We start from the raw sequence: 22,405 nt of genomic DNA, 5'->3' as shown, positions 1-22,405 counted from the left end.
GGGCGCTTGAGGCCAATTTTTTCTGAAGTTGGTCGCAGTAAATCAACACAGCGCCAAGGCCTCCAGGCAGCGGCGGCGGTGGGCTGCACCGGCGTCGGGGGCGATCTCGGTGCCGGGCAGGCGCAGGCCATAGTCCAGGCCCAGGCGGTCGGCCTGCAGCACCCAGGCCGTCAGGCGCGACACGCGGGCTTCATGGTTGGGCAGGGCCGCGTGGGCCAGGTCCAGCCACAGTTCATGCCGCTGGGCTTGCTGGGCGTCGCGGCTCACCAGGTCGTCGGTGCCGGTGGCCAGCGACTTGGCCGCCTTCTTCCAGACCACCAGTTTGAGTGGGTCGCCACGCCGGTAGGCCCGCACGCCGTCGAATTCGCCAATGCCCTGCGATGGCGCGTTGCCGGTGCCGCCCGCGCGGGGCTCGCCCGGCGGCAGGGGCGGTGGTGGCACCTCGGGCGCTGGGTACACCAGCACCTCGGAGGCGGGGCGCCAGTAGGTCCACACCCTGAAGGTGCCGAGCGGAAACCGCGTCTCGGCCGTCAAGCTGGGCACGCGGTGCAGCCCCCGGCGCCCAGGCTGGAAGGCGACCTGCACGCTGGCCTGGCCCTGGCCGGGCACATCCGTCCAGGCCCAGTGGTGTTCAGCCTTGCCCGTGCCGTGCACCGATAGGGCAATGCCATAGCGCGGCGACTTGCGCTCGCTCGAAAGCTGAATCTCAAAGGCCGTGCTGGTGCCCAAAAAATGCGGCTCCGGCGCCTTCAGGTGCAACGTCAGGCCGCGCAGGTTGGCGTGGCAGATGTGTATGCCCACCACCGCGCTGCCTGCCAGCAAAAAGGTCAGCAGGTAGCCCAGGTTGAGCTGGTAGTTGATGGAGGCCACCAGCAGCACCACGAGCGTGAGCGCCAGCATCCAGCCCGAGCCGGTGGGCAGGATGTAGACGTTGCGCTGGGTGAGTTGCAGCGTGTCGGACAGCGGCAAACGCGCCTGCCACCAGCGCTGAAACCGTTTGCGAAGGGGGGCCATGGGGTTGAGCCGCGCGGCCATGCTGCGCCAGCCCGTGGCCGTGGTGAGGGGAGGGGGGGCAGCGGATTCCATTGCTCAGGGCAGCGGCACGGCATCGACCATGGCGCGCACCTGTTCGACCGCGCCGCGCCCGGCGTCGCCCACGGGCACCAGGCGGTGGGCAATGGTTTGTGGCAGCACCGCCTGCACATCGTCAGGGGCCACGTAGTCGCGCCCGCTGATGAGCGCCTGGGCCTTGGCGGCGCGCAGCATGGCAATGCCCGCGCGGGGCGACAGGCCCTGCAAAAACCAGCGGCCCGAGCGGGTGGCGGCGATCAGATCCTGCACGTAGTTGAGCAACGGGTCGGCGGTGTGCACGGCCTGCACCTGGCGTTGCAGTTCGGCCAGTTCTTCGGCGGACAGCAGGGGCAGCAGGCTGCTCACCATGTCGCGCCGGTCAGCGCCCGACAGCAGCAGGCGCTCGGCCGCGCGGTCGGGGTAGCCAATGGAGATGCGCATCAAGAAGCGGTCGAGCTGCGACTCTGGCAGCGCAAAGGTGCCCAGCTGGTCGTGCGGGTTCTGGGTGGCGATCACAAAGAAGGGGTGGGGCAGGGCGCGGGTTTCGCCCTCGACCGACACCTGCTTTTCCTCCATCGCTTCGAGCAGGGCGCTTTGCGTCTTGGGGCTGGCGCGGTTGATTTCGTCGGCCAGCAGCACCTGGGCAAACACCGGGCCGGGGTGGAACACAAAGGCTTCCTTGCCCCGTTCGTACACCGACACGCCGGTCAGGTCACTGGGCATCAGGTCAGCGGTGAACTGTACGCGCGAAAACTGCAGCCCAAAGGTGTGGGACAACGCGTGCGCCAGCGTGGTCTTGCCGACGCCAGGCACGTCTTCGATGAGCAGGTGGCCGCCCGCCAGCAGGCAGGCCACGCAGTCCTGTACCTGGGCCTTTTTGCCTACGATCACCGTGTTAAGCTGATCCAGAAGCGATTTGATCTTGTGCTGTGCATTCATGGCGCGACGTTATCCGAAAAACTGCAAAAAATGCGAGACGCGGGGACAAGACTGTGAGCAAGACGGGCTATTTCACCCACCGGGATTGTTGGAAACACGAGATGGGCCCGGGCCACCCCGAATGCCCCGAGCGGCTGGACGCGATTGAAGACCGTTTGCTGGTCACCGGCGTGGGGGACGCGCTGGAGCGCTACGAAGCCCCCGAAGCCTCGCTGGCCGATATCGAACTGGCCCATGGCCGCATGCACATTGCGGCCTTGCGTGGCCTGTCGGACCGGCTCAACGAAGAGCTGATGGCCGGCGGCCCCAGTTATGCGCAGATCGACACCGACACCTCCATCAACGCCCACACCTGGAAAGCCTCGCTGCGCGCCGCTGGTGCCGCGTTGGCGGCTACCGACGCCGTGATGGCGGGGGAGGTCGAAAACGCTTTCTGCTCCGTGCGCCCCCCAGGGCACCATGCCTGCCGTGACAAGGCCATGGGTTTTTGCTTTTTCAACAACGTGGCGGTGGCCGTCAAATATGCGCTGCAGCGCTACAACCTGCAGCGCGTGGCGGTGGTGGACTTTGACGTGCACCACGGCAACGGCACCGAAGACATCCTGGCGGGCGACTCGCGTGCGCTGATGGTCAGCATCTTCCAGCACCCGTTCTACCCCTACAGCGGCGACCACGATCCCGCCCCCAACATGGTCAACGTGCCCGTGCCCGCCTATACGCGCGGCATGGACATCCGCGAGATCATCGAAATGATGTGGATGCCCCGGCTGGAGGCCTTCAAGCCCGAGATGATCTTTGTGAGCGCAGGTTTTGACGGCCACCGCGAGGACGACATGGGCCAACTGGGCCTGACCGAGCAGGACTACGCCTGGATCACCCAGCGCGTGAAAGATGTGGCCCGCCGTTACTCAAAGGGTCGCATCGTGTCGTGCCTGGAGGGTGGCTACGTGATGGGGCCGCTGGCGCGCAGCGTGGAGGCGCACTTGCGCGTTCTGGCTGATCTTTGACTTCCCCCTGAGCCGCCTGCGGCGTCTTCCCCCCAAGGGGGACGCCACCCGTGGCCTGGCAAAGCCAGTTCCACGGTGGCACTGGCCTGGAGCCGCGCCGGTTTCGGCGGCCTCGTGTCGCGCAAACACTGGAGAAATAATGACGACGAATGCCCATGAACTGCTGCAGACCACCCGTGATGCGCGCGGCGTGGTCACCTTGACCCTGAACGACCCGGCCCGCTTCAACGCCCTGGGTGCAGAGATGCTGTCTGCGCTGCAGCAGGCGCTGGACGATGCGGGCCGCGACGAGTCGGTGCGTGTGGTGGTGCTGGCCGCAGCAGGCAAGGCCTTCTGTGCCGGGCACAACCTCAAGGACATGGCGGCGAACCCGGAGCTTGCGTACTACCAAAAGCTGTTTGCGCAATGCAGCCGCATGATGCTGACCATCCACAAGCTCAGCGTGCCCGTCATTGCGCGGGTGCAGGGCATGGCGACGGCCGCAGGGTGCCAGCTGGTGGCGCAGTGTGACCTGGCCGTGGCGGCCGACAGCGCCAGCTTTGCCACCAGCGGCATCCACTACGGCCTGTTTTGTGCCACGCCCAGCGTGCCGTTGGTGCGCAACGTGTCGGCCAAGCGGGCGATGGAAATGTTGCTCACCGGCGATTTCATTGATGCGCCCACTGCGCTGGCGCAAGGGCTGGTGAACCGGGTGGTGACTGCGGATACGCTGGATGCCGAGGTCGAGCAACTGGTGCAGTCCATCCTGCAAAAGCCCCGCGTGGCCGTGGCCATGGGCAAGGCGCTGGTGTACCAGCAGCGTGAGCTGGGCATCGACGCCGCGTATCAGCTGGCGGGCCAGACCATGGCCACCAACATGATGGATGCGGCCGCCCAAGAGGGCGCTCGCGCCTTTGCCGAGAAGCGCCAGCCCGCCTGGAAGCGTTGAGGTCTCGCACGATGGACAAGCCAATGCTTGACGATGTGGGCCAGTGGGTGCGGGCCTTTCTCAGCCCCACGGTGTTGGTGGAGCTGGCTGCCTTGGCGGTTTGTGTGGGGCTGGCCTGGGGGCTGGTAGCGCTGCTGCAGCGCGGCCTGCGCCGGGGGGACCCCCGCTCCATCCTGTTTGGCGTGCGGATCGTGGATGGCGCGCTGTTCCCGCTGGTGTTGCTGAGTCTGGCCTACATCGCGCGCACGCTGCTGCACCACTGGGTGGCGCTGGCCGCCTTCAAGGTTGCGATTCCGGTGCTGGTGGCGCTGGTGGTCATTCGCATCGGCGTGAAGGTGCTGCAGGTGGCCTATCCGGACGCAGCCTGGGTGCGGCCTATCGAGCGCTCCATCTCCTGGATGGCCTGGCTGGGCATGGTGCTGTGGGTTACCGGGCTGCTGCCGCTGGTGCTGGACGAGCTGGACCAGATCCACTGGAAGGTGGGCGGGGCTACGCTGTCGGTGCGCACCATCATCGAAGGGGCAGTCACCGCCGGTGCGGTGCTACTGATTGCGTTGTGGATATCGGCGGCCATCGAGTCGCGGCTGCTGCGCTCGGCCACGGGCGCCGAGTTGTCGCTGCGCAAGGCGGTGAGCAATGCGGTGCGGGCGCTGCTGGTGTTTGTGGGTTTGCTGGTGGCCTTGTCGTCGGTGGGCATTGACCTGACTGCGCTGTCGGTGCTGGGCGGTGCGGTCGGTGTGGGCATTGGCTTTGGCCTGCAGAAGCTGGCGGCCAACTACGTGAGCGGGTTTGTGATCCTGGCCGAGCGCAGCATGCGCATTGGCGACAACGTCAAGCTCGATACGTTTGAGGGGCGCATCACGCAGATCAATGCCCGCTACACCGTCATCCGCTCGCCCTCGGGGCGCGAATCCATCGTGCCCAACGAACTCTTGATCACCCAGCGGGTGGAAAACCTGTCGCTGTCGGACCCGCGCGTGTGGATGTCCACCGTGGTCAGCGTGGCCTACGAGAGCGATGTGGACCAGGTGGCCCAGTTGCTGACCGATGCCGCCCTGGTCAGCCCGCGGGTGCTGCGTGACCCCGCCCCTAGCGCCGCGCTGTCGGCCTTTGGTGCCGACGGGCTGGAGTTCACCGTGGGCTTCTGGATTGCAGACCCTGAAAACGGATCGCTGGGACTGCGCTCGGACATCAACCGGGCCATCTTGAGTGCGCTGCGAGCCCACCAGATCGAAATCCCCTATCCCCAGCGGGTCATGCATGTGCAGGTCGATGGCGCAGTCCCTGCAGCGATGTCGCCGGGTGGGGCTCCCGCGCCAGCACCGGCTTCGGCGAGTTGATCCGGTTGCAGGGTGATACCCCGGCGGGTGCCCGGTAGCGCAGGCGACAGCAAACTCTAGACACTGTCCGGGTTCACTCGCCTATAATTCGCAAAAAGCACGATCGTTCTTTTTTGTGATTGTGCAGTCTGTGTGGTGGCTCCGTAGCGGTTTCGCTGCAGTGCGACATAGAATGTTCTAGTTTACGTAAACGTCAATTCAACCAACTCTAGGAGCCGCAGCAATGAAGGTCTTGGTCCCTGTCAAGCGCGTGGTGGACTACAACGTGAAGGTCCGCGTGAAGTCGGACAACACAGGTGTAGACATCGCCAACGTGAAGATGAGCATGAACCCCTTTGACGAAATCGCCGTTGAAGAGGCCGTGCGCCTGAAAGAAAAAGGCCTGGTGACCGAAGTCATCGCAGTCTCCTGCGGCGTAGCCCAATGCCAGGAAACCCTGCGCACCGCCATGGCCATTGGTGCCGACCGCGCCATCCTGGTCGAGACCGACGCCGAGCTGCAGCCCCTGGCCGTGGCCAAGCTCCTGAAGGCCCTGGTGGACAAAGAGCAGCCCGGCCTCATCATCCTGGGCAAACAAGCCATCGACGACGACGCCAACCAGACCGGCCAGATGCTGGCGGCCCTGGCCGACTTGCCCCAGGCCACGTTCGCCAACAAGGTGGAACTGTCGGCCGACAAGGTCAGCGTGACCCGTGAAGTGGACGGCGGCCTGGAAACCCTGGCCCTGACACTGCCCGCCGTCATCACCACCGACCTGCGCCTGAACGAGCCCCGCTACGTCACCTTGCCCAACATCATGAAGGCCAAGAAGAAGCAGCTCGATACCGTCAAGCCCGAAGACCTCGGCGTGGACGTGGCTCCGCGCCTGAAGACCCTGAAGGTGACCGAGCCCGCCAAGCGCGGCGCTGGCATCAAGGTGGCGGACGTGGCCGCCCTGGTCGAGAAACTCAAGAACGAAGCGAAGGTGATCTAAATGTCGGTACTCGTTATTGCTGAACACGACAACGCGTCCATCAAGGGCGCCACCCTGAACACCGTCACGGCCGCTGTGGCGTGCGGTGGCGACGTGCATGTGCTGGTGGCTGGCCACAATGCCGCCGCAGCCGCCGCTGCTGCTGGCCAGATCGCTGGTGTCGCCAAGGTCATCCACGCAGACGCCCCCGGCCTGGCACACGGCCTGGCAGAAAACGTGGCCGCCCAGGTGCTGGCCATCGCTGGCAACTACAGCCACATCCTGTTCCCCGCCACCGCTAGTGGCAAGAACGTGGCCCCCCGCGTGGCGGCCAAGCTCGATGTGGCTCAGATCAGCGACATCACCAAGGTGATCGCAGCCGACACCTTCGAGCGCCCCATCTACGCTGGCAACGCCATTGCCACGGTGCAAAGCGCCGACAGCGTCAAGATCATCACCGTGCGCACCACCGGCTTTGATGCCGCTGCCGCCACCGGTGGCTCTGCTGCCGTCGAAACGGCCGCTGCCACTGCAGACGCCGGCAAGAGCACCTTCGTGGGCAGCGAAATCGCCAAGAGCGACCGCCCCGAGCTGACCGCAGCCAAGATCATCGTCTCCGGTGGTCGCGCGCTGGGCAGCAAGGAAAAGTTCGACGAAGTCATGACCCCGCTGGCCGACAAGCTGGGCGCCGCTCTCGGTGCCAGCCGTGCGGCGGTGGATGCAGGCTACGCACCGAACGACTGGCAAGTGGGCCAGACCGGCAAGATCGTGGCACCGCAGCTGTATGTGGCAGCCGGTATCTCGGGTGCGATCCAGCACTTGGCCGGGATGAAGGACTCCAAGGTGATCGTGGCGATCAACAAGGACCCTGAGGCGCCGATCTTCAGCGTGGCCGACTACGGCCTGGAAGCCGACCTGTTCACGGCCGTGCCTGAACTGGTCAAGGCCCTGTAAGAACGCCCCTGTGCGCACAAAGGCATCGCTTGCGATGCCTTTTTTTTGACGAAATTTCGATTTTCTGGAGACATCCATGAGCTACACCGCCCCCGTCAAGGACATGTTGTTCGACATCGAGCACCTGGCCAACATTGAACAAATCGCCCAGATCCCCGGCTTTGAAGATGCAGGCCTGGACACGGCGGCCGCTGTGCTGGAAGAGTGCGCCAAGTTCAATGAAGGGGTGTTGTCTCCACTCAACTTCGAAGGCGACAAGAACCCATCGAGCTGGAAAGACGGCGTGGTCACCACCACCCCCGGCTTCAAGGAAGCCTTTCGCCAGTACGGCGAAGGCGGCTGGCAAGGGCTGCAGCACCCATCCGACTTCGGCGGCCAGGGCCTGCCCAAGACCATTGGCGCAGCCTGCATCGAGATGACCAACAGCGCCAACATGAGCTTTGCGCTGTGTCCGCTGCTGACCGACGGCGCCATCGAGGCGCTGCTCACGGCGGGCAGCGATGAGCTCAAGGCCACGTACCTGGAGAAGCTGGTGACCGGCGAGTGGACCGGCACCATGAACCTGACCGAGCCCCAGGCGGGCTCGGACCTGGCCCTGGTACGCACGCGCGCCGAGCCGCAACCTGATGGCACCTACAAAATCTTCGGCACCAAGATCTTCATCACCTACGGTGAGCACGACATGGCCGAGAACATCATCCACCTCGTGCTGGCCCGCGTGCAGGGCGCGCCCGAGGGTGTGAAGGGCATCAGCCTGTTCGTGGTGCCCAAGTTCATGGTCAACCAGGACGGTAGCCTGGGCGCGCGCAACGACGCCCACTGCGTGAGCATCGAGCACAAGCTGGGCATCAAGGCATCGCCCACGGCCGTGCTGCAGTTCGGCGACCATGGCGGTGCGGTGGGTTACCTGGTGGGGCAGGAAAACCGCGGCCTTGAATACATGTTCATCATGATGAATGCGGCGCGCTACGCCGTGGGCATGCAGGGCATTGCGATCTCCGAGCGCGCCTACCAAAAGGCCGTGCAGTACGCGAAGGACCGCGTGCAAAGCCGCCCTGTGGACGGCTCCATTGCTGCCAGCGCCGCCATCATCCACCACCCCGACGTGAAGCGCATGCTCATGACCATGCGCGCCACCGTGGAAGGCTGCCGCGCCATGGCCACTGTGGCGGCTGCCGCGTTCGATGCTGCCCACCACCACCCCGATGCCGAGACGCGCAAGCAAAACCAGGCGTTCTACGAATTTATGGTGCCGCTGGTCAAGGGCTACAGCACCGAGACCAGCCTGGAAGTGACCAGCCTGGGCGTGCAGGTGCACGGCGGCATGGGCTTCATTGAAGAAACCGGCGCAGCCCAGTACTACCGCGACGCCAAGATCCTGACCATCTACGAAGGCACCACCGCCATCCAGGCCAACGACCTGGTGGGCCGCAAGACGGCACGCGATGGCGGCCAGGTGGCCAAGGGCATCGCTGCGCAGATCGAGAAGACCGAGGCCGACCTGCTGGCCAGTGGCACGCCTGCTGCGCTGGCCGTGGCCAAGCGCCTGACGGCCGCACGCAAGGCGCTGCTCGACGTGATCGACTTTGTGGCCGGTGGCACCAAGGCCCAGCCCAACGCCGTGTTTGCGGGCAGCGTGCCCTACCTGATGCTGGCGGGCAATGTGGTGGCGGGCTGGCAACTGGCGCGCAGCCTGCTGGTGGCGCAAGACCTGTTGCAAAAGGGACAGGACGAAGCCTTCATGCGCGCAAAAATCACCACGGCCCAGTTCTACGCCGACCACATTCTGGTGAAGGCACCCGGCTTGCGCGACAGCATTGTGGAAGGCGCTGCCAGCGTGACCGAGCTGGCTCTGGACGCCTTCTGAGGGCGAGCCCCATCGCCCGTGGATGAGTGAGACAAGGCCTGTGCAGGGTGCAGGTCTTTACTATAAAAATAATAGCTTCTTGCGCATATTGAATAAGCGCTAGAGGGCTATTTCAATCAAAACCTGTTCCTGGAAGTTGTTGCCATGTCCAAACTGCCTCCCGTGTTGCAAAACCTGTCGCTGCCCGTCATCGGCTCGCCGCTGTTCATCATCAGCAACCCCAAGCTTGTCATTGAGCAGTGCAAGGCCGGTGTGGTGGGCTCCATGCCCGCGCTCAACGCACGCCCTGCCGAGCTGCTGGACGAATGGCTGGCCGAGATCACCGAGACCCTGGCCGCTTACAACAAGGCCAACCCCGACAAGCCTGCCGCGCCTTTTGCCATCAACCAGATCGTGCACAAGAGCAACGACCGCCTGGAACACGACATGCAGGTGTGCGCCAAGTACAAGGTGCCAATCATCATCACCAGCCTGGGCGCGCGTGAGGACGTGAACCAGGCCGTGCATGCTTGGGGTGGTGTGGTGCTGCACGACATCATCAACAACAAGTTTGCGCACAAGGCGATTGAAAAGGGCGCCGACGGCCTGATCGCCGTGGCGGCGGGCGCAGGGGGCCACGCGGGTACCAAGAGCCCGTTTGCACTGATTCAGGAAATCCGTCAGTGGTTCGACGGCCCGCTGGCCTTGAGCGGCTCCATCGCCAGCGGCGGCGCAGTGCTGGCTGCGCAGGCCATGGGCGCGGACTTTGGCTACGTCGGCTCGGCGTTCATTGCCACACACGAGGCTCGCGCCAGTGACGCCTACAAGCAGGCCATCGTGGACGGCAACTCGGACGACATCGTCTACAGCAACCTGTTTACCGGCGTGCATGGCAACTACCTGGCACCATCGATCCGTGCAGCGGGCATGGACCCAGACAACCTGCCCGAGTCCGACCCCAGCAAGATGAACTTTGGCGGCGATGCCAAGAAAGCCTGGAAGGACATCTGGGGTTGCGGCCAGGGCATTGGCTCCATCAACGCGGTGACCAGCACTGCCGAACTGGTCGCCAAGCTGCGCGGCGAATACGAGGCAGCCCGGGCCCGCCTCAAGCTCTGAACCCGCGTTGCGTGATGGTGTGGAGGTGGTCCCGCGCATCCAGGGCCACTTCGCCACTCCCACCTCACAACACCTTGTAGCTTGTTTCGCCCGCCATGTGCGCCAGCACATGGCGGGCGAATGTCTTTGAGGGGGCTTGACGTGGTGCATTCAAGGGGAAACCCGCGTGAGGCGGTGAGGGGCTCTGCAGATAATGGTGATGAAAAATAATCAAAGATCGGTGTTGTTCTTGCCGGTTTACCACCATTTTGCGAGGGAGATGCCTGATGTTCCGTGCTTTTCTGTGCCTGCTGGCCGTGTGCGCCACCACCTTGGTACACGCCCGCAATGAAGGCGTGACGGCCGACGAGATCCGCCTGGGGGCCTCGGTGGTGCTGTCGGGGCCGCTGGGCGCACAGACGGCGCAATACGGCGAGGGCTCACGCCTGCTGTTCGATGCGGTGAATGCGCAGGGCGGTGTGCATGGCCGCATGATCCGCTACACCACGCTCGATGATGCTTTCGACCCGCAAAAAGCCGTGGAGAACACGCGCCAGCTGCTGGAAACCGACAAGGTGTTCATGATCTTCAACAGCACCGGCACGGCCCAGACGGCAGCCATCCTGCCGTTGATCAAGGAGCAGCGCACCCTGCTGTTTGGCCCCGTCACGGGAGCCTCGGTGTTTCGCGATGCATTCAATCCCTACGTGTTTCATGTCCGCGCGGGTTACGCGAGCGAGGCCAACAAGGTCGTGTCGCAGCTGCGCCAGCAGGGCATCACCCGTGTAGCGGTGTTCTTTCAGGACGACGGCCTGGGCAAAACGCTGATGGCCGAGCTCAAGAAGGCATCGGACGAGGAGAAGTTGCCCTTTGTGGCCGAAATCAAGGTGGACCCCAAGCAGCCCGACTTTGCCGCAGCCGCGCAGGCGACCGAAAAAGCCCAGCCCCAGGCGGTGATTGTGGCCACTGCGGGCACCACTTTCACCAGCTACATCAAGGCCGTGCAGGCCACCGCAGCGCGGCCGGCGTACTACGGGTTCTCTGTGGCCAGCATGGATGTGATCCAGCGCGAGCTGAAGGACAAGGCGCGGGGCATCATCCTTGCGCAGATCATGCCTTCACTGCGCAACACCACTATCCCGGTGGTGGCCGAATACCTGGGCCTGCTGCGCGCCAAGTCGCCCGGCGCCCAGCCATCGGCCTCGCAGTTTGAAGGTTTTGTCCATGCGCGTTTGCTGGTGGAAGGGCTGCGCCGTACGGGGCGTAACCTGACCACCGAGTCGTTCTCCAAAACGATGGAAGACGCGGGTGAAATTGCCTTCGGCCGTTTCGGCGTGAAGTATTCGCCACGCAACCACAATGGCTCCTCTTATGTAGAGCTGGCCATCGTGGATGCGGAAGGCAGCCTGCGGTACTGAGGGCTTCCACAAGCCGAGCGGTAGCCGGGCTCTTGGTCATCCGGCCCGCTGCCGGTGACGGCAGACCAGCAGGAGACAGAGCCATCGTGCAAAAAAATCTCTGTCGGAGGACAATAACGGGTTTTGTCACTCCCATCCCGTGTGCAGTCCGTCTTGGCGCTAGACCCAATAGACGGGGCTAACGTGGGTGGATTGGGATGTCCGGTGGCGTTTTGTCCGCCGGAGTCCACGCCGAACCACATGTCTTCGTCCACCTCCCGCACGCCCCTGATCGACATGATCAAGGGCATGGCTTGCGCCACCATCGTGTGGCATCACCTGGCCTTCTATGGCCCGATGTCCGACATCGCCCATCCCTTGGCACCGGCCCTCATGGCCTGGTTGTATGACTATGGGCGCATGGCGGTGCAGGTGTTTCTGGTGCTCGGGGGCTATCTGGCTGCTGCCAGTCTGGCGCCACAAGGCGTGGCGCGTTTTGATCATGCTGGCACCGCCATCGCCAAGCGTTTTGTCCGGCTGGTAGTGCCGTATGCCGTGGCGCTGATGCTGGCGGTGGTGGTCTCGGCCCTGGTGCGACCTGGGATGGAGCACCACTCCGTACCCGACCAGCCCACCTTGTCTCAACTGTTGGCGAATGCTTTACTGCTGCAAGACATCATGGGTGAAGACGCGTTGTCGGCGGGCGTCTGGTACGTGGCCATCGACTTCCAGCTCTTTGCGCTGACCGTGCTCATGTTGGCGGGTGTGCGCGCACTGCCAGCGCGCTGGGTTCAGCACCACGCGGCAGCCCTGTCGCAGGGGCTGGTGCTGCTGATGGCGGGTGCCTCGTTGTGGGTGTTCAATCGCATGGCGGGGTTGGACATGTGGGCACTGTATTTTTTTGGTGCCTACGGTCTGGGCATGCTGGCCTACTGGGCAGCGCGAGCGCCTCGGGCGCAGGCGTGGATAGGGGTCATGGTGTTGTTGGCGGGGGGGGCGCTGGCGGTGGACTTTCGCGCACGTATTGCCGTGGCAGCGGTCACGGCCCTGTGTTTGGTGGTGGCCATGCGCTCTGCTCGCATGCGTGGCTTCTCCGGTGTGTCACCTCTCGTCAAGCTCGGCCAGATGTCGTATTCGGTGTTTCTGGTGCACTTTGCGGTGTGCCTGGTGGTGAACGCGGTGGTCAGCCACCTCTGGCCAGCCTCCCCAGTGCTGAACGCAATGGGCATGTTGCTGGCATTTGTTCTGTCGCTGGCAGTCGGCCGATTGCTGTACTTGCGCGTGGAACGTCACGTGCCATCATGGTCCACGGCCCTGCGCTGGCAACTGGGGCTGGTGGGGGCGGGCATGCTGGTCGTCATCAGCAGCAACTGGGCCTGAGCGTTTTTAGCCGTCTTTCTACGGCTGTCGTTAGCTATCTGGCGTGCTCTTGGTGTGAGCGCGGCGCTACCGCAAAAGTTGGCGTTCCCGGCGTTTGCGCTGCTTGTCCAGAAACCAGGCCATGAAGGGCAGCAGCAGCATCGAGCCGGGAATCACCCAGATGAACAAATAGGGGCTGACCGAAGACGCTGACCGCATCACATCGCGCAAATGGGCACGCTCTTTCGCACTCCAAGTGCCCTGACGACGCTGCTGCACCAGCCAGACCACCGAGCCTTTCATGGTGGCCATCTCTCGTCGCAAGCGGCTCTTTTCCCTGCTGTTACCCGCCAAAAAAGAGCAAAACCACTCCGGCGCCCGCTCCATCCGGCGCTGGAATGCCAGGGTTGAATCCGGGTCGAATGCGTCGGTGGGCGAGGGGTTGTCAGAGCGCTGCGGTGTGGTCATGGCGAGCGCCATTGTCTCTGCAGAAGCTGACAACATCAAACTAGGGGAAGCCCAATGTGATGCGGAAAAAATGGACACCTGAGGCAACTCAGAACGACCGACGGTACGGCTGGACATCCGAGTGGCTACTTGCACAGGGACCGTGGCGCGATAATTTAGACATGACTATGCACGCTTACCGTTCGCGTCTACATCAGGCGCAAGGTTTTACATTGATCGAGTTGCTGGTAACGATTGCTATGGCCGCAATCTTGGCCAGCCTCGCCGCGCCTTCGGTGCGAGATTTCATTGTGCGTAGCAAGCTAACGAACCTGGGCGGTGAGTTCACTGCCAGCGTGCTAAAGGCCCGGAACGAAGCTGTGAATCGCAATACCTGTGTGACGATGTGTATGAGTAGCTCGGCAGGCGGCGTGGCGCCTGCTTGTACCACCTCGGGTACAGATTGGCAGGTGGGGTGGATCGCATTTTTAAATCCAAGCTGTGATAGTGGCGCTAGTGCCCCGGCTGATTCGGTAGATATGCTTTTAGCTCGCCCGACCACGGGTAGTGATTATCTTTTGCAAACTCAAGATAGCAAGAAAAAATTTCTTTTTAATGCCAGAGGGGCTCCAGGTTTGAGCAGCGCAGGCCAATTCAATATTGTCTATCAAGACGTCAGCAATCCACTGAATGATAAATTTTCTATAAATATATGCATGGACGGGTTAGGTCGTACTCGAACTATTCCTTCGGATAAAACTTGCGCAGGGTACAAGTGAAATGCCAAAAGAAAAATTACTCTCAGCCAGAGAAAATCCATCATTGTTGACGAGATCTCGTGGAGTAACATTGGTCGAGATGATGGTGGCTGTTCTGGTTCTTTCGATTGGCCTACTGGGAATCGCCGGGCTTCAAGCTGCAACGAGCAAGTACAAAATCAACACGTGGGCGCGCTCATCGGCATCCATGTTGTTGTCTGACTTTTCTGAGCGTGTACGCGTAAATGCAGATGCGGCGGGTACGAGTTTTGCAGAAGAGGGTGTTGTAAAAACTTCACTATATCTTCTTGGCGACAATTGGACCACTCAGCAGGCAGATCCGCTAACCATAAGCAAAAACTGCGAAACATCGGTATGCACCACGGCAGAGCGGGCTACCTATGATTTGAAGATATGGCGTCAGCGTGTACGAGCCGGTTTGCCGCAGGGTGCTGGTTGGATAGAGGGAGACCGTCGCGATGGTTTCAATGTGACGATGATGTGGTTTGATAAGAATCAGGTAGACGATCCCAATGCAGATACTCCTGTCCTAGTTGCGCCGCCTATATGTACGGGTAGTGAGGCGGGCATGGCGCAGCAAACTTGCTGCCCTGAGGACGCAGCAGTTCCTGACGGAGCTCGTTGTATTCGTTTTTCTTTTATACCCTGATATGCTTATGTATAAATCCAATAATTATCAGCGAGGTCTGACGATCATCGAATTGTTGGTAGCCATGACCATTAGTTTGGTAATCGTAATTGCTGCGGCATACACTTACTTGGCCTCGCGCGAGTCGCAGCGTTCATTGGATCGCAATAGTAATAGTCGGGAGACTGGTGCATACATAATGCAAATGCTAGGGCGTGAAATCATGAATGCCGGATTTTATCCAGCTAATGCACTTCCCATTGCTCCAGACGCTACGCAGCAAGGTATGTACGACACCTATCCTCCGCTGCCCACTGTGCCAAAGGCCGTTACAGATTGGCAGAATATAGATACGGGCTGGCCGCCGGTTGCTTTTCAAACCGGAATTTATGGGTGTGACGGTGGCAAATTTGACGTTGCTACGAGTACCTGCCCTTCGGTCGACGCGACTGCACCTGACACGATTGTTATTAATTACTTCACATCTGACACTGCAGAGATGGGGAAAAGTACTGGGAGGCGCGCAGATTGCACGGGCGCCGACGTAGCGCCTGCCGGGGCTGGAGGTGATCCTAGCAATGCGGAGAGAAAGAAGAATTCTGGAGGGGCTCCACCTGCGACTCCTCATACGGCGACCGTTGAGAATATACCACCGCAGCTGCCCGTGTTTGTGTCTAATCGATTTACGTTAAGTGAAGTCAAAATTTCAGTAGATCAAAATGACGTCACCACTAAAAGCTTGGCCTGTAGTGGCAATGGGCAAAGCCCACATGGTACAGCTGATGCAACTGCTTATCAGCCAATTATTCCGGGGGTGGAGAACATCCAATTTACATATGGTGTGTATGACACAGACGCCTCTTTGTCGCCGTCCCGTTATTACACCGCAACTGAAATGAATGCGCTGGCAAACGTGACTTTGAATGGTCTGACTTTGACTTCTTGGCAGCGTGTTACTGCTGTAAGGGTTTGTGTGCTATCGCGCACGATGGGTGGAAATACTCGAATTGCTGACAAAGCAAGCTCGCCACGAACTTATCTTGATTGCAGTGATGCGTCTAAAAACCAGCCGTCTGGTGACACCATAACACGGTATGTAGAAGTTTTTGGATTGAGAAACAATCTTAAGCAGTATTATTAGGATATAGATAATGCAATATATATGCAAATCTGTGTCGTCGCGTGAATGGATGTCGCAAATTTCGTTTCGGCATAAGGAGCGAGGCGTTGCCTTGGTAGTTGTCCTTCTGTTTTTGGTGGCTATTACAGGGATTAGTGTGTGGACGGCTCGTCAGTCTATGCTTGCGGAGGGAATGGCGCGGAATCAAATGGATCAAGAAGCCGCTCGCCAAGCTGCAGAGTCTGCGCTGAGAGACGCAGAGAGAGATATAGACAATGCTCCTCTTGGGTTTTTGATGACCAATGCCTCTTGCCAGAGAAATACTACTACTGTGGATACTGACGGCATCAATCCTAGTAGTTTCACCAGCGATTGCGCTCAAGGACTGTGCCTTAAAGACGACGCGAGTTATTTTCTGACTGACTGGGCTGCCGCTACTGCAGTGAATTCTGCTGTTGCCGAGCCATGGTGGCCCGTAGGCAAGGGTGGTCTTTGGAATGACAATGAGGACGATAAGCCAGGGCGCAACCCAGTTAGCAGTGACCACTGCGATACTTTTACAGGAGGTGTTCCGCTAGGCACCTATACCGGAGTACCTCCGATGCGCGGTGTTGCTAAACAACCCGAGTACCTGATCGAAGTTTTTCAGCGCAAGCATGTGCGAATTAATATTGCAGAAACGCAGGTGACGTCTACCGGAGAGAAAGCTAATCAATGGTCAACGATGTACCGTATTACAGCTCGAGGTTTTGGATATTCGCAAAGGACGCAGGTTGTTTTGCAGTCTGTATTTTTCCCTTAGGCTTATGTCGATAGTCTACTGTTGCTTTGCTTAGATTGTTTTGGGGGTGTGTCGTGAAATTTGAAAAGTTTTTTAGAATTGCGCTGCTTGGCATTGGTTTGTCCAGCGCTCCCGCTGTGTTTGCAAGCCCTCAAGAAGTATCTACGCCCCAGCCTGCGATACCGCCAAATATAGTAACAACGGCTAATAAGCCGATGATTATGTTGACGGCATCTAAAGACCACTTGATTTTCGGGCCGGTCTATACAGATTTTGAAGATCTTGATGGCGATGGAATTATAGATACAACATTTAAACCGACATTTAAGTATTACGGATACTTCGATGCGACCAAGTGTTATTCCTATAGCACTTCCACTGGTCAGTATGAACCCAGCGCTCTTGCTATTCAGACTTCAGTTACTGTAGGGACAGTGACGTCTATCAAATATAGTTGTTCGTCTGCGCAGTCGCACTGGAGTGGCAATTTCCTTAATTGGGCCACGATGACACGGTTGGACACGGTTCGTCGTATGCTTTATGGTGGTTTTCGCTCCACAGACACAAACGGTTCTACTGTGCTCATGGGTTCTAGGCTTGTGTGGGATGCACATTCATTTGTTAAATATTACAAAGAAGCTGATATCCGGGATTACACGCCATTCACACAAGCGGATCTGACAAAGACTACAGGTGCCAATGCGAATGTATACGCAGGTTTAAGTATTTGTGTCACTGGGAGTAGTGAAGATCCCAAGGCGTCTGTGCCGATCATGCGGCTGGTAAAAGGCAATGTACGTTTCTGGTCAACAGTAGAAATCCAATTGTGCCGGTGGCGAGATAGCCCAGACAACTACAATAAAGGGACTTTTGGTCCTAAGCTTGCTCGTTTTTATTCAGATGCGGACAAAGGTAATGGCGTTGTAAAACATGAAATTACGATTCCATCGCGCACCGCAGATGGGGCCACATATTCAGGGATTGGGCCTGATTTAAATGTGCGCACTAAAGTCTGCGACCCCGCATTTCTTGGAGAAGAGCATTGTCAAGCTTTCCCGCCGACCTCCACGACCAATTTTAAACCCTATGGATTATTACAAGAATTTGGTTATCCGAAAAATTTGGGTGATGCAGCGCGTGTTGAATTTGGACTAATTACTGGAAGTTATGATCGTAAAAATACTGCCGGAGCGTTGAGAAAAAATGTTCGCGATCTGGAAGATGAAATAAATCGAAATACGGGAGTGTTCTGTCACAGTCCGTCATCAGGTTGCTCGGCTACACTCCCTGCTCCGGATGGTCGCGCAACAGGTGCGGGGGCTATCAAAGCATTTGACTCGATCGTTTTATATGGTAGAACTTCTGGTAATAGTTATGGTGGGGGTAGCACTCCGAGTGCTTCAAATGAAACTAATTTACCTGCTTGGGGAAATCCAATCGGGGAAATGGTAGTACAAGCGTTGCAATATTATGCTTACAACGGATCAACTCCTACACCAAACAATCCATCGACTACTACCGCTGATACAAGTGTTGGCATGCCCATTGCCACTTGGAGCGATCCATTGGCCAGTGCCACTGCGCGCGCCAAATACGGAAACGGCGTGTGCAGACCTCTCAATGTTCTTGCGTTTTCCTCTAGTGGCTTGAGTTTTGATGGGCAAGCGGGCTCGCTGTTTGGCACTTTGCCAAACTCAAGCGCCGGTTTGGACTCGTTTGTGAACAAAATTGGAGATGCGGAGGGAATCACTGGGACATTGCGGTCCGTGGGATCTACATCGGGCAAGGGCTTAACGACTGCAGATGACAAAAATTCTTGTGCTGCGAAAACAGTGGGGCAGTTGTCGGATGTTAACGGTATCTGCCCAGAAGCGCCTGCAATGGGTGGAACCTATCAAATTGCCGGTGCAGCACTTTATGGAAATACAACAAAAATCCGAACTTTAGCCACCCCGCCGGCTGATTTGAATAAAATCGAAAATGCACTCAAAGTAAAAACCATGGCGGCATCGCTTTCCGGTGGCGCTCCTCGTATTGATGTCCCGGTCCCTGGGACTAATCCTAAAAAGTACGTTTACATAACACCTGAAAGTGTGCAGGGTGGGGGCAATGTGAGCGCGCCTTTGACATTTGCTTCGATAAGTTCCGGTCCAACATACGGTGCATTTATAGTCACCTGGAATGATATTTTGATGGGTGGTGACTATGATATGGATATTACGGGATTTCTTAGATACGATCTAATAGCTAATGCTGCATCCCCTTCTGGGTGGGATATTAAAATAACCACAGATATCCCTGGTGTATGTGGTGGTGCCGCCGGAACTCACGGGTTTAGTGTGATTGGTGTTCAAAAAAGTGGGGTGAACGCTAACGGCCGCTACCTTACGCATCAACATGGTGGAGGTAGTTCGACATTCAACCTTTTGTCTGGCATGCCTGCCACATCAGAATATCTATGTGGAGATGCTGCATATCAAAATACTATTCTGACGGGCACTACGAAATATAAGGATACTGTTTGCAGTGTCACTGGCACCGGTGCAACTGGAGATCCAACGATTCCTACTTTGGCGAATTACTGCTCGGTCAAAAATGCGGACTATTTGGTGGGCATGACATTTAATATGGTTGGGGAAGTCGACGCCTTGATTAAGGATCCACTTTGGTACGCTGGAAAATATGGATCTTTTAAATCTAGCGCAAAAAACGCGGATGGGACGTTCAGTAACGTCGTTATGCCATCCACTCAAGAGTCTTGGGATAGTGTTCGTGCCGATGGCAGCATTGGGTCCGATGGTGTGCCCGATGGATATTTTCTTGCACGTCGCCCGGAATTGTTGGAAGCACAATTGCGACAAGCGTTAGATAATGCTGCTAAAAACTCGAATGCGGCTCCTGCTGTTTCGTCGGCTCAGTTGGTCGCGAACGGATATAAATATGTTGTGAAGTTTGATAGCACTACTGTGACCGGCGCCTTGGAGGCTTATAAAGTTGACTCGGAAGGCGAGTTTGCTGAGCTGCCTACGTGGGAGGCTGGTGCGCTTCTTGAAGCCGCAGCAGGCGCTAATGCTGGTGCTAACAGGAAAATTATTACCAATAGTGATAATGGCGCATCTGCCGGGGTTCCGTTCAGGTGGGCATCTCTGCCTGCTGCGTATAAAACCCAAATGACAACTGCCAGCATTAACGTGTTGTCTACCTCGAATGCCCAACTGGCCCTGAATTACATCCGGGGTGATAAAAGCCTTGAGGGTTTGAATGGACTTCGGCAAAGATCTGGTGGTCTGCTTGGACCAGTGGTCAATGGAACACCATGGATACAGAGTGCTCCGAGCGCTACCATGCCTGGCATGACTGCAGATGGATATGCCGCATTTTTAAGTGCCCACAAAAGCAGGGGGAAATTGCTTTGGGTTGCAGCTAACGATGGAATGTTGCATGCCTTCAATCCTGAAAGTGGGGCTGAGGTCTTTGCCTATGTGCCAGGCGCTTTGGCTAACAGACTGGCCGAGATACCCCTGCAGCGGGCCACAACAGCAAGCACTAAACTCAATGGCGCTAATTTTGTAACAGGTACAGAAGACAGGCCAACCGGGACAGTGTGGCCATATGTCGATGGAAATCCATTCACGGCAGACGTAAAGGTCGGATCGGATTGGAAGACGTATGCATTTGGCACTTTAGGGAGGGGTGGTAGGGGTGTTTTTGCCCTCGATGCGACTCAGCTTGACGATCTGGTTGAATCTAATGCTGCTAGTGTATTCAGGTGGCAGTTCACTTCGGATGATGATAATGATTTGGGGTATATCACCGGTGATGTTTCTGTTCACTCTGCTTCTAACCAGGCTCTACCTGTCGTTAAGTTAAATAATGGAAAATATGCGTTGCTTCTTGGTAACGGGAATAAATCAATTACTGGTAAAGCGGTATTGTTTGTGCTATTCATGGAGGGGCCTAATGGTAATAGTTGGTCCGGTCGATATGTGAAAATAGTGGCAGATGCTGGGGCGGGTAATGGTTTGTCTGCGCCTCGTTGGGAAGATGTTGATGGTAATGGGACCGCTGATGTTGTGTATGCTGGGGACCTTAAGGGCAACTTGTGGAAGTTTAATATCGGGTCTAGTAATCCTGTTACTTGGGATGTTGCATTCAAAAATTCCGGGGTGAACACGCCTCTATACAAGGCAACTTACACAAATATATCCAATCAGGTTATTCCATTGCCAATCACTACTGCTCCTCAGGTTTTATACATGGGGAAGGGTGGCTTGATGGTGACTTTTGCTACGGGGAATGCTTTTGAAACCGGTGATTTTCCGAGTGCTGGCGTCATTCAACGCGCGTACGGTATTTGGGATCGCCCAGGTATGGGTGCATCGGGTGGCAGAGCGTTACCGACTGGCCTTACGACGCTGATTGCTCGGAGTTATACTCGTGCTGCGGATGGCGTGCTGACTTTGAACACAGGTGCTACTCTCGATTGGGAGGTGCACGATGGTTGGTATTTCAATTTGCCGGCGACTTCAGAGGCTGTATTGTCGGACCCATCGTTAGATGCTGGGGTAATGTCATTTGTCACAGTGCGCCCGAAAAGCGACGTCAATGAATGCACGGCCACTCCCAATGCATCTCTTTACACTGTTGATCCGATCTCCGGTAGGCCTGAACGGAACACCCAAGGCACCATCACTGTTTCTTCGCAGAAAGTGATCATTGCGGGTAAAGAGATCGGAGATCAAAAGGTCAAAGTGGTTAACGATAGAACAAAAAAGCCATTTACAAAGTCGTGCAAGGCTGGTGAATCTGGCTGTACCTGCGTGGGGGCTACGTGTACTAAGGACACGCCTATTTGCAGCCCTGGCCAGCGCGCCAAGCGAGTTACTGGGCGCAGTGCGGATGCAGTCTTGTGTACGAGCAGTTCTCCACGATTGCAGTGGCGTGAAATCCCAGGATTGAGGACTAACCAATGATTAAAATCAGAAATCATGCGGGATTTACTTTGATTGAGGTAATGGTGGTGGTGGCTATTATTGGTGTCTTGGCTTCTGTGGCTTATCCATCATACCGGGAGTATGTTGCTCGCTCGCGAAGGGCAGAGGCTAGGGTGATATTGATTGCGGCTCAGCAGTGGATGGAGCGTTTTTATACGGAGAATTTTCGGTATGATCAGAATAGCGCTGGTACCGCCGTTACTGACTCTTCTCAGTTTCCATCGCGATTTACGGTGTCGCCAGTGCCCGGTCAGGGTACACCGGTTTATGATTTATCTGTTGTGGTCACGGCGGGAGTTCGAGATGTCTACTCTGTAAAGGCTGCTCGAAAATCGGGTGCATCAATGGCTTCTGATCGTTGCGGTGATTTTGAAATTGATCATTTGGGTCGAAAAAATTTAATCAATTACACTGGGTTCTCAAATAAGGCCGCTGCCATTGAAGCATGTTGGAAGTGATGTTGTAAATACGAATCAAGTGCACGATGCCCGTCTGCCGCGTCTTGGCTAGCTGTCTCATCCCGGACGATCATATGGTCGCTTGTGAAACAGGTGCGGGTGGGTCTGGTACCACTCTTTCATCGCCTGCATCGGCGTACTGCTCTTGAGCGCTGACTGCGGCAACTGAATCGCCCTGGGTTTCGAGGAGGCTGTTTGGTTTAAGTCAGACCACCACCTCGGTGCCCTGACTGGCGAGTTGCCGGTAGTAGTTTGCCTCAGCTTCTGCCGGTGGGATGTATCCGATGGGTTCGAGCAGGCGATGGTG

The 22,405-nt window shown here is 57.9% G+C and carries 18 protein-coding genes and 1 pseudogene; 15 read left to right on the top strand and 4 right to left on the bottom strand.

The features are described 5' to 3' along the window. Nucleotides 1–42: 42 nt before the first annotated feature. Both OIN59_RS22470 and OIN59_RS22465 read right to left on the bottom strand, forming a co-directional pair. The gene (locus tag OIN59_RS22470; protein ID WP_274114059.1) at nt 43–1,086 is read right to left on the bottom strand and encodes a DUF58 domain-containing protein; all 1,044 of its coding nucleotides are present in this window, start codon (nt 1,084–1,086) and stop codon (nt 43–45) included. Nucleotides 1,087–1,089: 3 nt separating this feature from the next. Then, a complete protein-coding gene (locus OIN59_RS22465; RefSeq protein ID WP_108498974.1) occupies nt 1,090–2,010 on the bottom strand; it encodes an AAA family ATPase in 921 nt (306 codons plus the stop codon). Between the two features lie 53 nt (nt 2,011–2,063). Here OIN59_RS22465 and OIN59_RS22460 point away from each other — a divergent pair, with 53 nt between their 5' ends. The 9 genes from OIN59_RS22460 (at nt 2,064) to OIN59_RS22420 (ending at nt 12,912) form a co-directional block, all read left to right on the top strand. Next, nucleotides 2,064–3,017 (top strand): histone deacetylase family protein, encoded by a 954-nt coding sequence (locus OIN59_RS22460; RefSeq protein ID WP_274114055.1) that lies wholly within the window; start codon nt 2,064–2,066, stop codon nt 3,015–3,017. A 139-nt stretch (nt 3,018–3,156) separates the two neighbouring features. Then, complete coding sequence (locus tag OIN59_RS22455; RefSeq protein WP_274114053.1) at nt 3,157–3,945, top strand: enoyl-CoA hydratase; 789 nt, start codon at nt 3,157–3,159, stop codon at nt 3,943–3,945. An 11-nt stretch (nt 3,946–3,956) separates the two neighbouring features. Beyond that, complete coding sequence (locus OIN59_RS22450) at nt 3,957–5,285, top strand: mechanosensitive ion channel family protein (RefSeq protein WP_274114051.1); 1,329 nt, start codon at nt 3,957–3,959, stop codon at nt 5,283–5,285. A 223-nt stretch (nt 5,286–5,508) separates the two neighbouring features. Then, the gene (locus OIN59_RS22445) at nt 5,509–6,258 is read left to right on the top strand and encodes an electron transfer flavoprotein subunit beta/FixA family protein (protein WP_274114049.1); all 750 of its coding nucleotides are present in this window, start codon (nt 5,509–5,511) and stop codon (nt 6,256–6,258) included. Further along, nucleotides 6,259–7,191, top strand: coding sequence for an electron transfer flavoprotein subunit alpha/FixB family protein (locus OIN59_RS22440; protein WP_274114047.1), 933 nt, complete (start codon nt 6,259–6,261; stop codon nt 7,189–7,191). Between the two features lie 76 nt (nt 7,192–7,267). Further along, nucleotides 7,268–9,058: an acyl-CoA dehydrogenase gene (locus OIN59_RS22435; protein ID WP_274114045.1), complete on the top strand. Its 1,791-nt coding sequence runs from the start codon at nt 7,268–7,270 to the stop codon at nt 9,056–9,058. A gap of 144 nt (nt 9,059–9,202) precedes the next feature. Further along, nucleotides 9,203–10,156: an NAD(P)H-dependent flavin oxidoreductase gene (locus OIN59_RS22430; protein WP_274114043.1), complete on the top strand. Its 954-nt coding sequence runs from the start codon at nt 9,203–9,205 to the stop codon at nt 10,154–10,156. A 266-nt stretch (nt 10,157–10,422) separates the two neighbouring features. Further along, nucleotides 10,423–11,553: an ABC transporter substrate-binding protein gene (locus tag OIN59_RS22425; RefSeq protein ID WP_274114041.1), complete on the top strand. Its 1,131-nt coding sequence runs from the start codon at nt 10,423–10,425 to the stop codon at nt 11,551–11,553. Between the two features lie 240 nt (nt 11,554–11,793). Further along, the gene (locus OIN59_RS22420) at nt 11,794–12,912 is read left to right on the top strand and encodes an acyltransferase family protein (protein ID WP_274114039.1); all 1,119 of its coding nucleotides are present in this window, start codon (nt 11,794–11,796) and stop codon (nt 12,910–12,912) included. 66 nt (nt 12,913–12,978) lie between these two features. Here OIN59_RS22420 and OIN59_RS22415 read toward each other — a convergent pair whose 3' ends face one another. Continuing rightward, nucleotides 12,979–13,359, bottom strand: a complete 381-nt coding sequence (locus OIN59_RS22415) for a hypothetical protein (RefSeq protein ID WP_274114037.1) — start codon at nt 13,357–13,359, stop codon at nt 12,979–12,981. Nucleotides 13,360–13,520: 161 nt separating this feature from the next. Here OIN59_RS22415 and OIN59_RS22410 point away from each other — a divergent pair, with 161 nt between their 5' ends. The 6 genes from OIN59_RS22410 to OIN59_RS22385 all read left to right on the top strand — a co-directional run bounded on the left by OIN59_RS22410 (nt 13,521) and on the right by OIN59_RS22385 (nt 22,098). Continuing rightward, complete coding sequence (locus tag OIN59_RS22410) at nt 13,521–14,117, top strand: GspH/FimT family pseudopilin (RefSeq protein ID WP_274114035.1); 597 nt, start codon at nt 13,521–13,523, stop codon at nt 14,115–14,117. A 1-nt stretch (nt 14,118) separates the two neighbouring features. Continuing rightward, nucleotides 14,119–14,766 (top strand): type IV pilus modification protein PilV, encoded by a 648-nt coding sequence (gene pilV / locus OIN59_RS22405; RefSeq protein ID WP_274114033.1) that lies wholly within the window; start codon nt 14,119–14,121, stop codon nt 14,764–14,766. Nucleotides 14,767–14,773: 7 nt separating this feature from the next. Beyond that, nucleotides 14,774–15,886, top strand: a complete 1,113-nt coding sequence (locus OIN59_RS22400; RefSeq protein ID WP_274114031.1) for a PilW family protein — start codon at nt 14,774–14,776, stop codon at nt 15,884–15,886. Nucleotides 15,887–15,977: 91 nt separating this feature from the next. Continuing rightward, on the top strand, nt 15,978–16,667 hold the full coding sequence (locus tag OIN59_RS22395; RefSeq protein ID WP_274114029.1) for a pilus assembly PilX family protein: 690 nt from the start codon (nt 15,978–15,980) through the stop codon (nt 16,665–16,667). Between the two features lie 53 nt (nt 16,668–16,720). After that, nucleotides 16,721–21,619 carry a pilus assembly protein gene (locus OIN59_RS22390; RefSeq protein ID WP_274114027.1) on the top strand — a complete coding sequence of 1,633 codons (4,899 nt, stop codon included), beginning with the start codon at nt 16,721–16,723 and terminating at the stop codon, nt 21,617–21,619. After that, on the top strand, nt 21,616–22,098 hold the full coding sequence (locus OIN59_RS22385; RefSeq protein WP_274114025.1) for a type IV pilin protein: 483 nt from the start codon (nt 21,616–21,618) through the stop codon (nt 22,096–22,098). The genes OIN59_RS22390 and OIN59_RS22385 overlap by 4 nt, the downstream gene beginning before the upstream one ends. Before the next feature lie 57 nt (nt 22,099–22,155). On the opposite strand, the pseudogene OIN59_RS22380 reads toward OIN59_RS22385, so the two are convergent. Continuing rightward, a pseudogene (locus tag OIN59_RS22380) lies at nt 22,156–22,266 on the bottom strand (IS481 family transposase); the annotation flags it as partial. Nucleotides 22,267–22,405: the final 139 nt, after the last annotated feature.

It is taken from the genome of Acidovorax benzenivorans (genome assembly GCF_028680575.1).
GTDB classification, from domain to species: Bacteria; Pseudomonadota; Gammaproteobacteria; order Burkholderiales; family Burkholderiaceae_C; genus Acidovorax; species Acidovorax benzenivorans.
Note: the sequence above shows the minus strand (reverse complement) of the source record. Positions and strands in the feature narration are given on the sequence as shown.

Excerpts from the sequence above, each read along its gene's own strand:
- OIN59_RS22470 (WP_274114059.1), bottom strand. The coding sequence starts at position 1,086 with ATGGAATCCGCTGCCCCCCCTCCCCTCACCACGGCCACGGGCTGGCGC.
- OIN59_RS22465 (WP_108498974.1), bottom strand. The coding sequence starts at position 2,010 with ATGAATGCACAGCACAAGATCAAATCGCTTCTGGATCAGCTTAACACG.
- OIN59_RS22455 (WP_274114053.1), top strand. The coding sequence starts at position 3,157 with ATGACGACGAATGCCCATGAACTGCTGCAGACCACCCGTGATGCGCGC.
- OIN59_RS22450 (WP_274114051.1), top strand. The coding sequence starts at position 3,957 with ATGGACAAGCCAATGCTTGACGATGTGGGCCAGTGGGTGCGGGCCTTT.
- OIN59_RS22445 (WP_274114049.1), top strand. The coding sequence starts at position 5,509 with ATGAAGGTCTTGGTCCCTGTCAAGCGCGTGGTGGACTACAACGTGAAG.
- OIN59_RS22440 (WP_274114047.1), top strand. The coding sequence starts at position 6,259 with ATGTCGGTACTCGTTATTGCTGAACACGACAACGCGTCCATCAAGGGC.
- OIN59_RS22435 (WP_274114045.1), top strand. The coding sequence starts at position 7,268 with ATGAGCTACACCGCCCCCGTCAAGGACATGTTGTTCGACATCGAGCAC.
- OIN59_RS22430 (WP_274114043.1), top strand. The coding sequence starts at position 9,203 with ATGTCCAAACTGCCTCCCGTGTTGCAAAACCTGTCGCTGCCCGTCATC.
- OIN59_RS22425 (WP_274114041.1), top strand. The coding sequence starts at position 10,423 with ATGTTCCGTGCTTTTCTGTGCCTGCTGGCCGTGTGCGCCACCACCTTG.
- OIN59_RS22420 (WP_274114039.1), top strand. The coding sequence starts at position 11,794 with ATGTCTTCGTCCACCTCCCGCACGCCCCTGATCGACATGATCAAGGGC.
- OIN59_RS22415 (WP_274114037.1), bottom strand. The coding sequence starts at position 13,359 with ATGACCACACCGCAGCGCTCTGACAACCCCTCGCCCACCGACGCATTC.
- OIN59_RS22410 (WP_274114035.1), top strand. The coding sequence starts at position 13,521 with ATGACTATGCACGCTTACCGTTCGCGTCTACATCAGGCGCAAGGTTTT.
- pilV (WP_274114033.1), top strand. The coding sequence starts at position 14,119 with ATGCCAAAAGAAAAATTACTCTCAGCCAGAGAAAATCCATCATTGTTG.
- OIN59_RS22400 (WP_274114031.1), top strand. The coding sequence starts at position 14,774 with ATGTATAAATCCAATAATTATCAGCGAGGTCTGACGATCATCGAATTG.
- OIN59_RS22385 (WP_274114025.1), top strand. The coding sequence starts at position 21,616 with ATGATTAAAATCAGAAATCATGCGGGATTTACTTTGATTGAGGTAATG.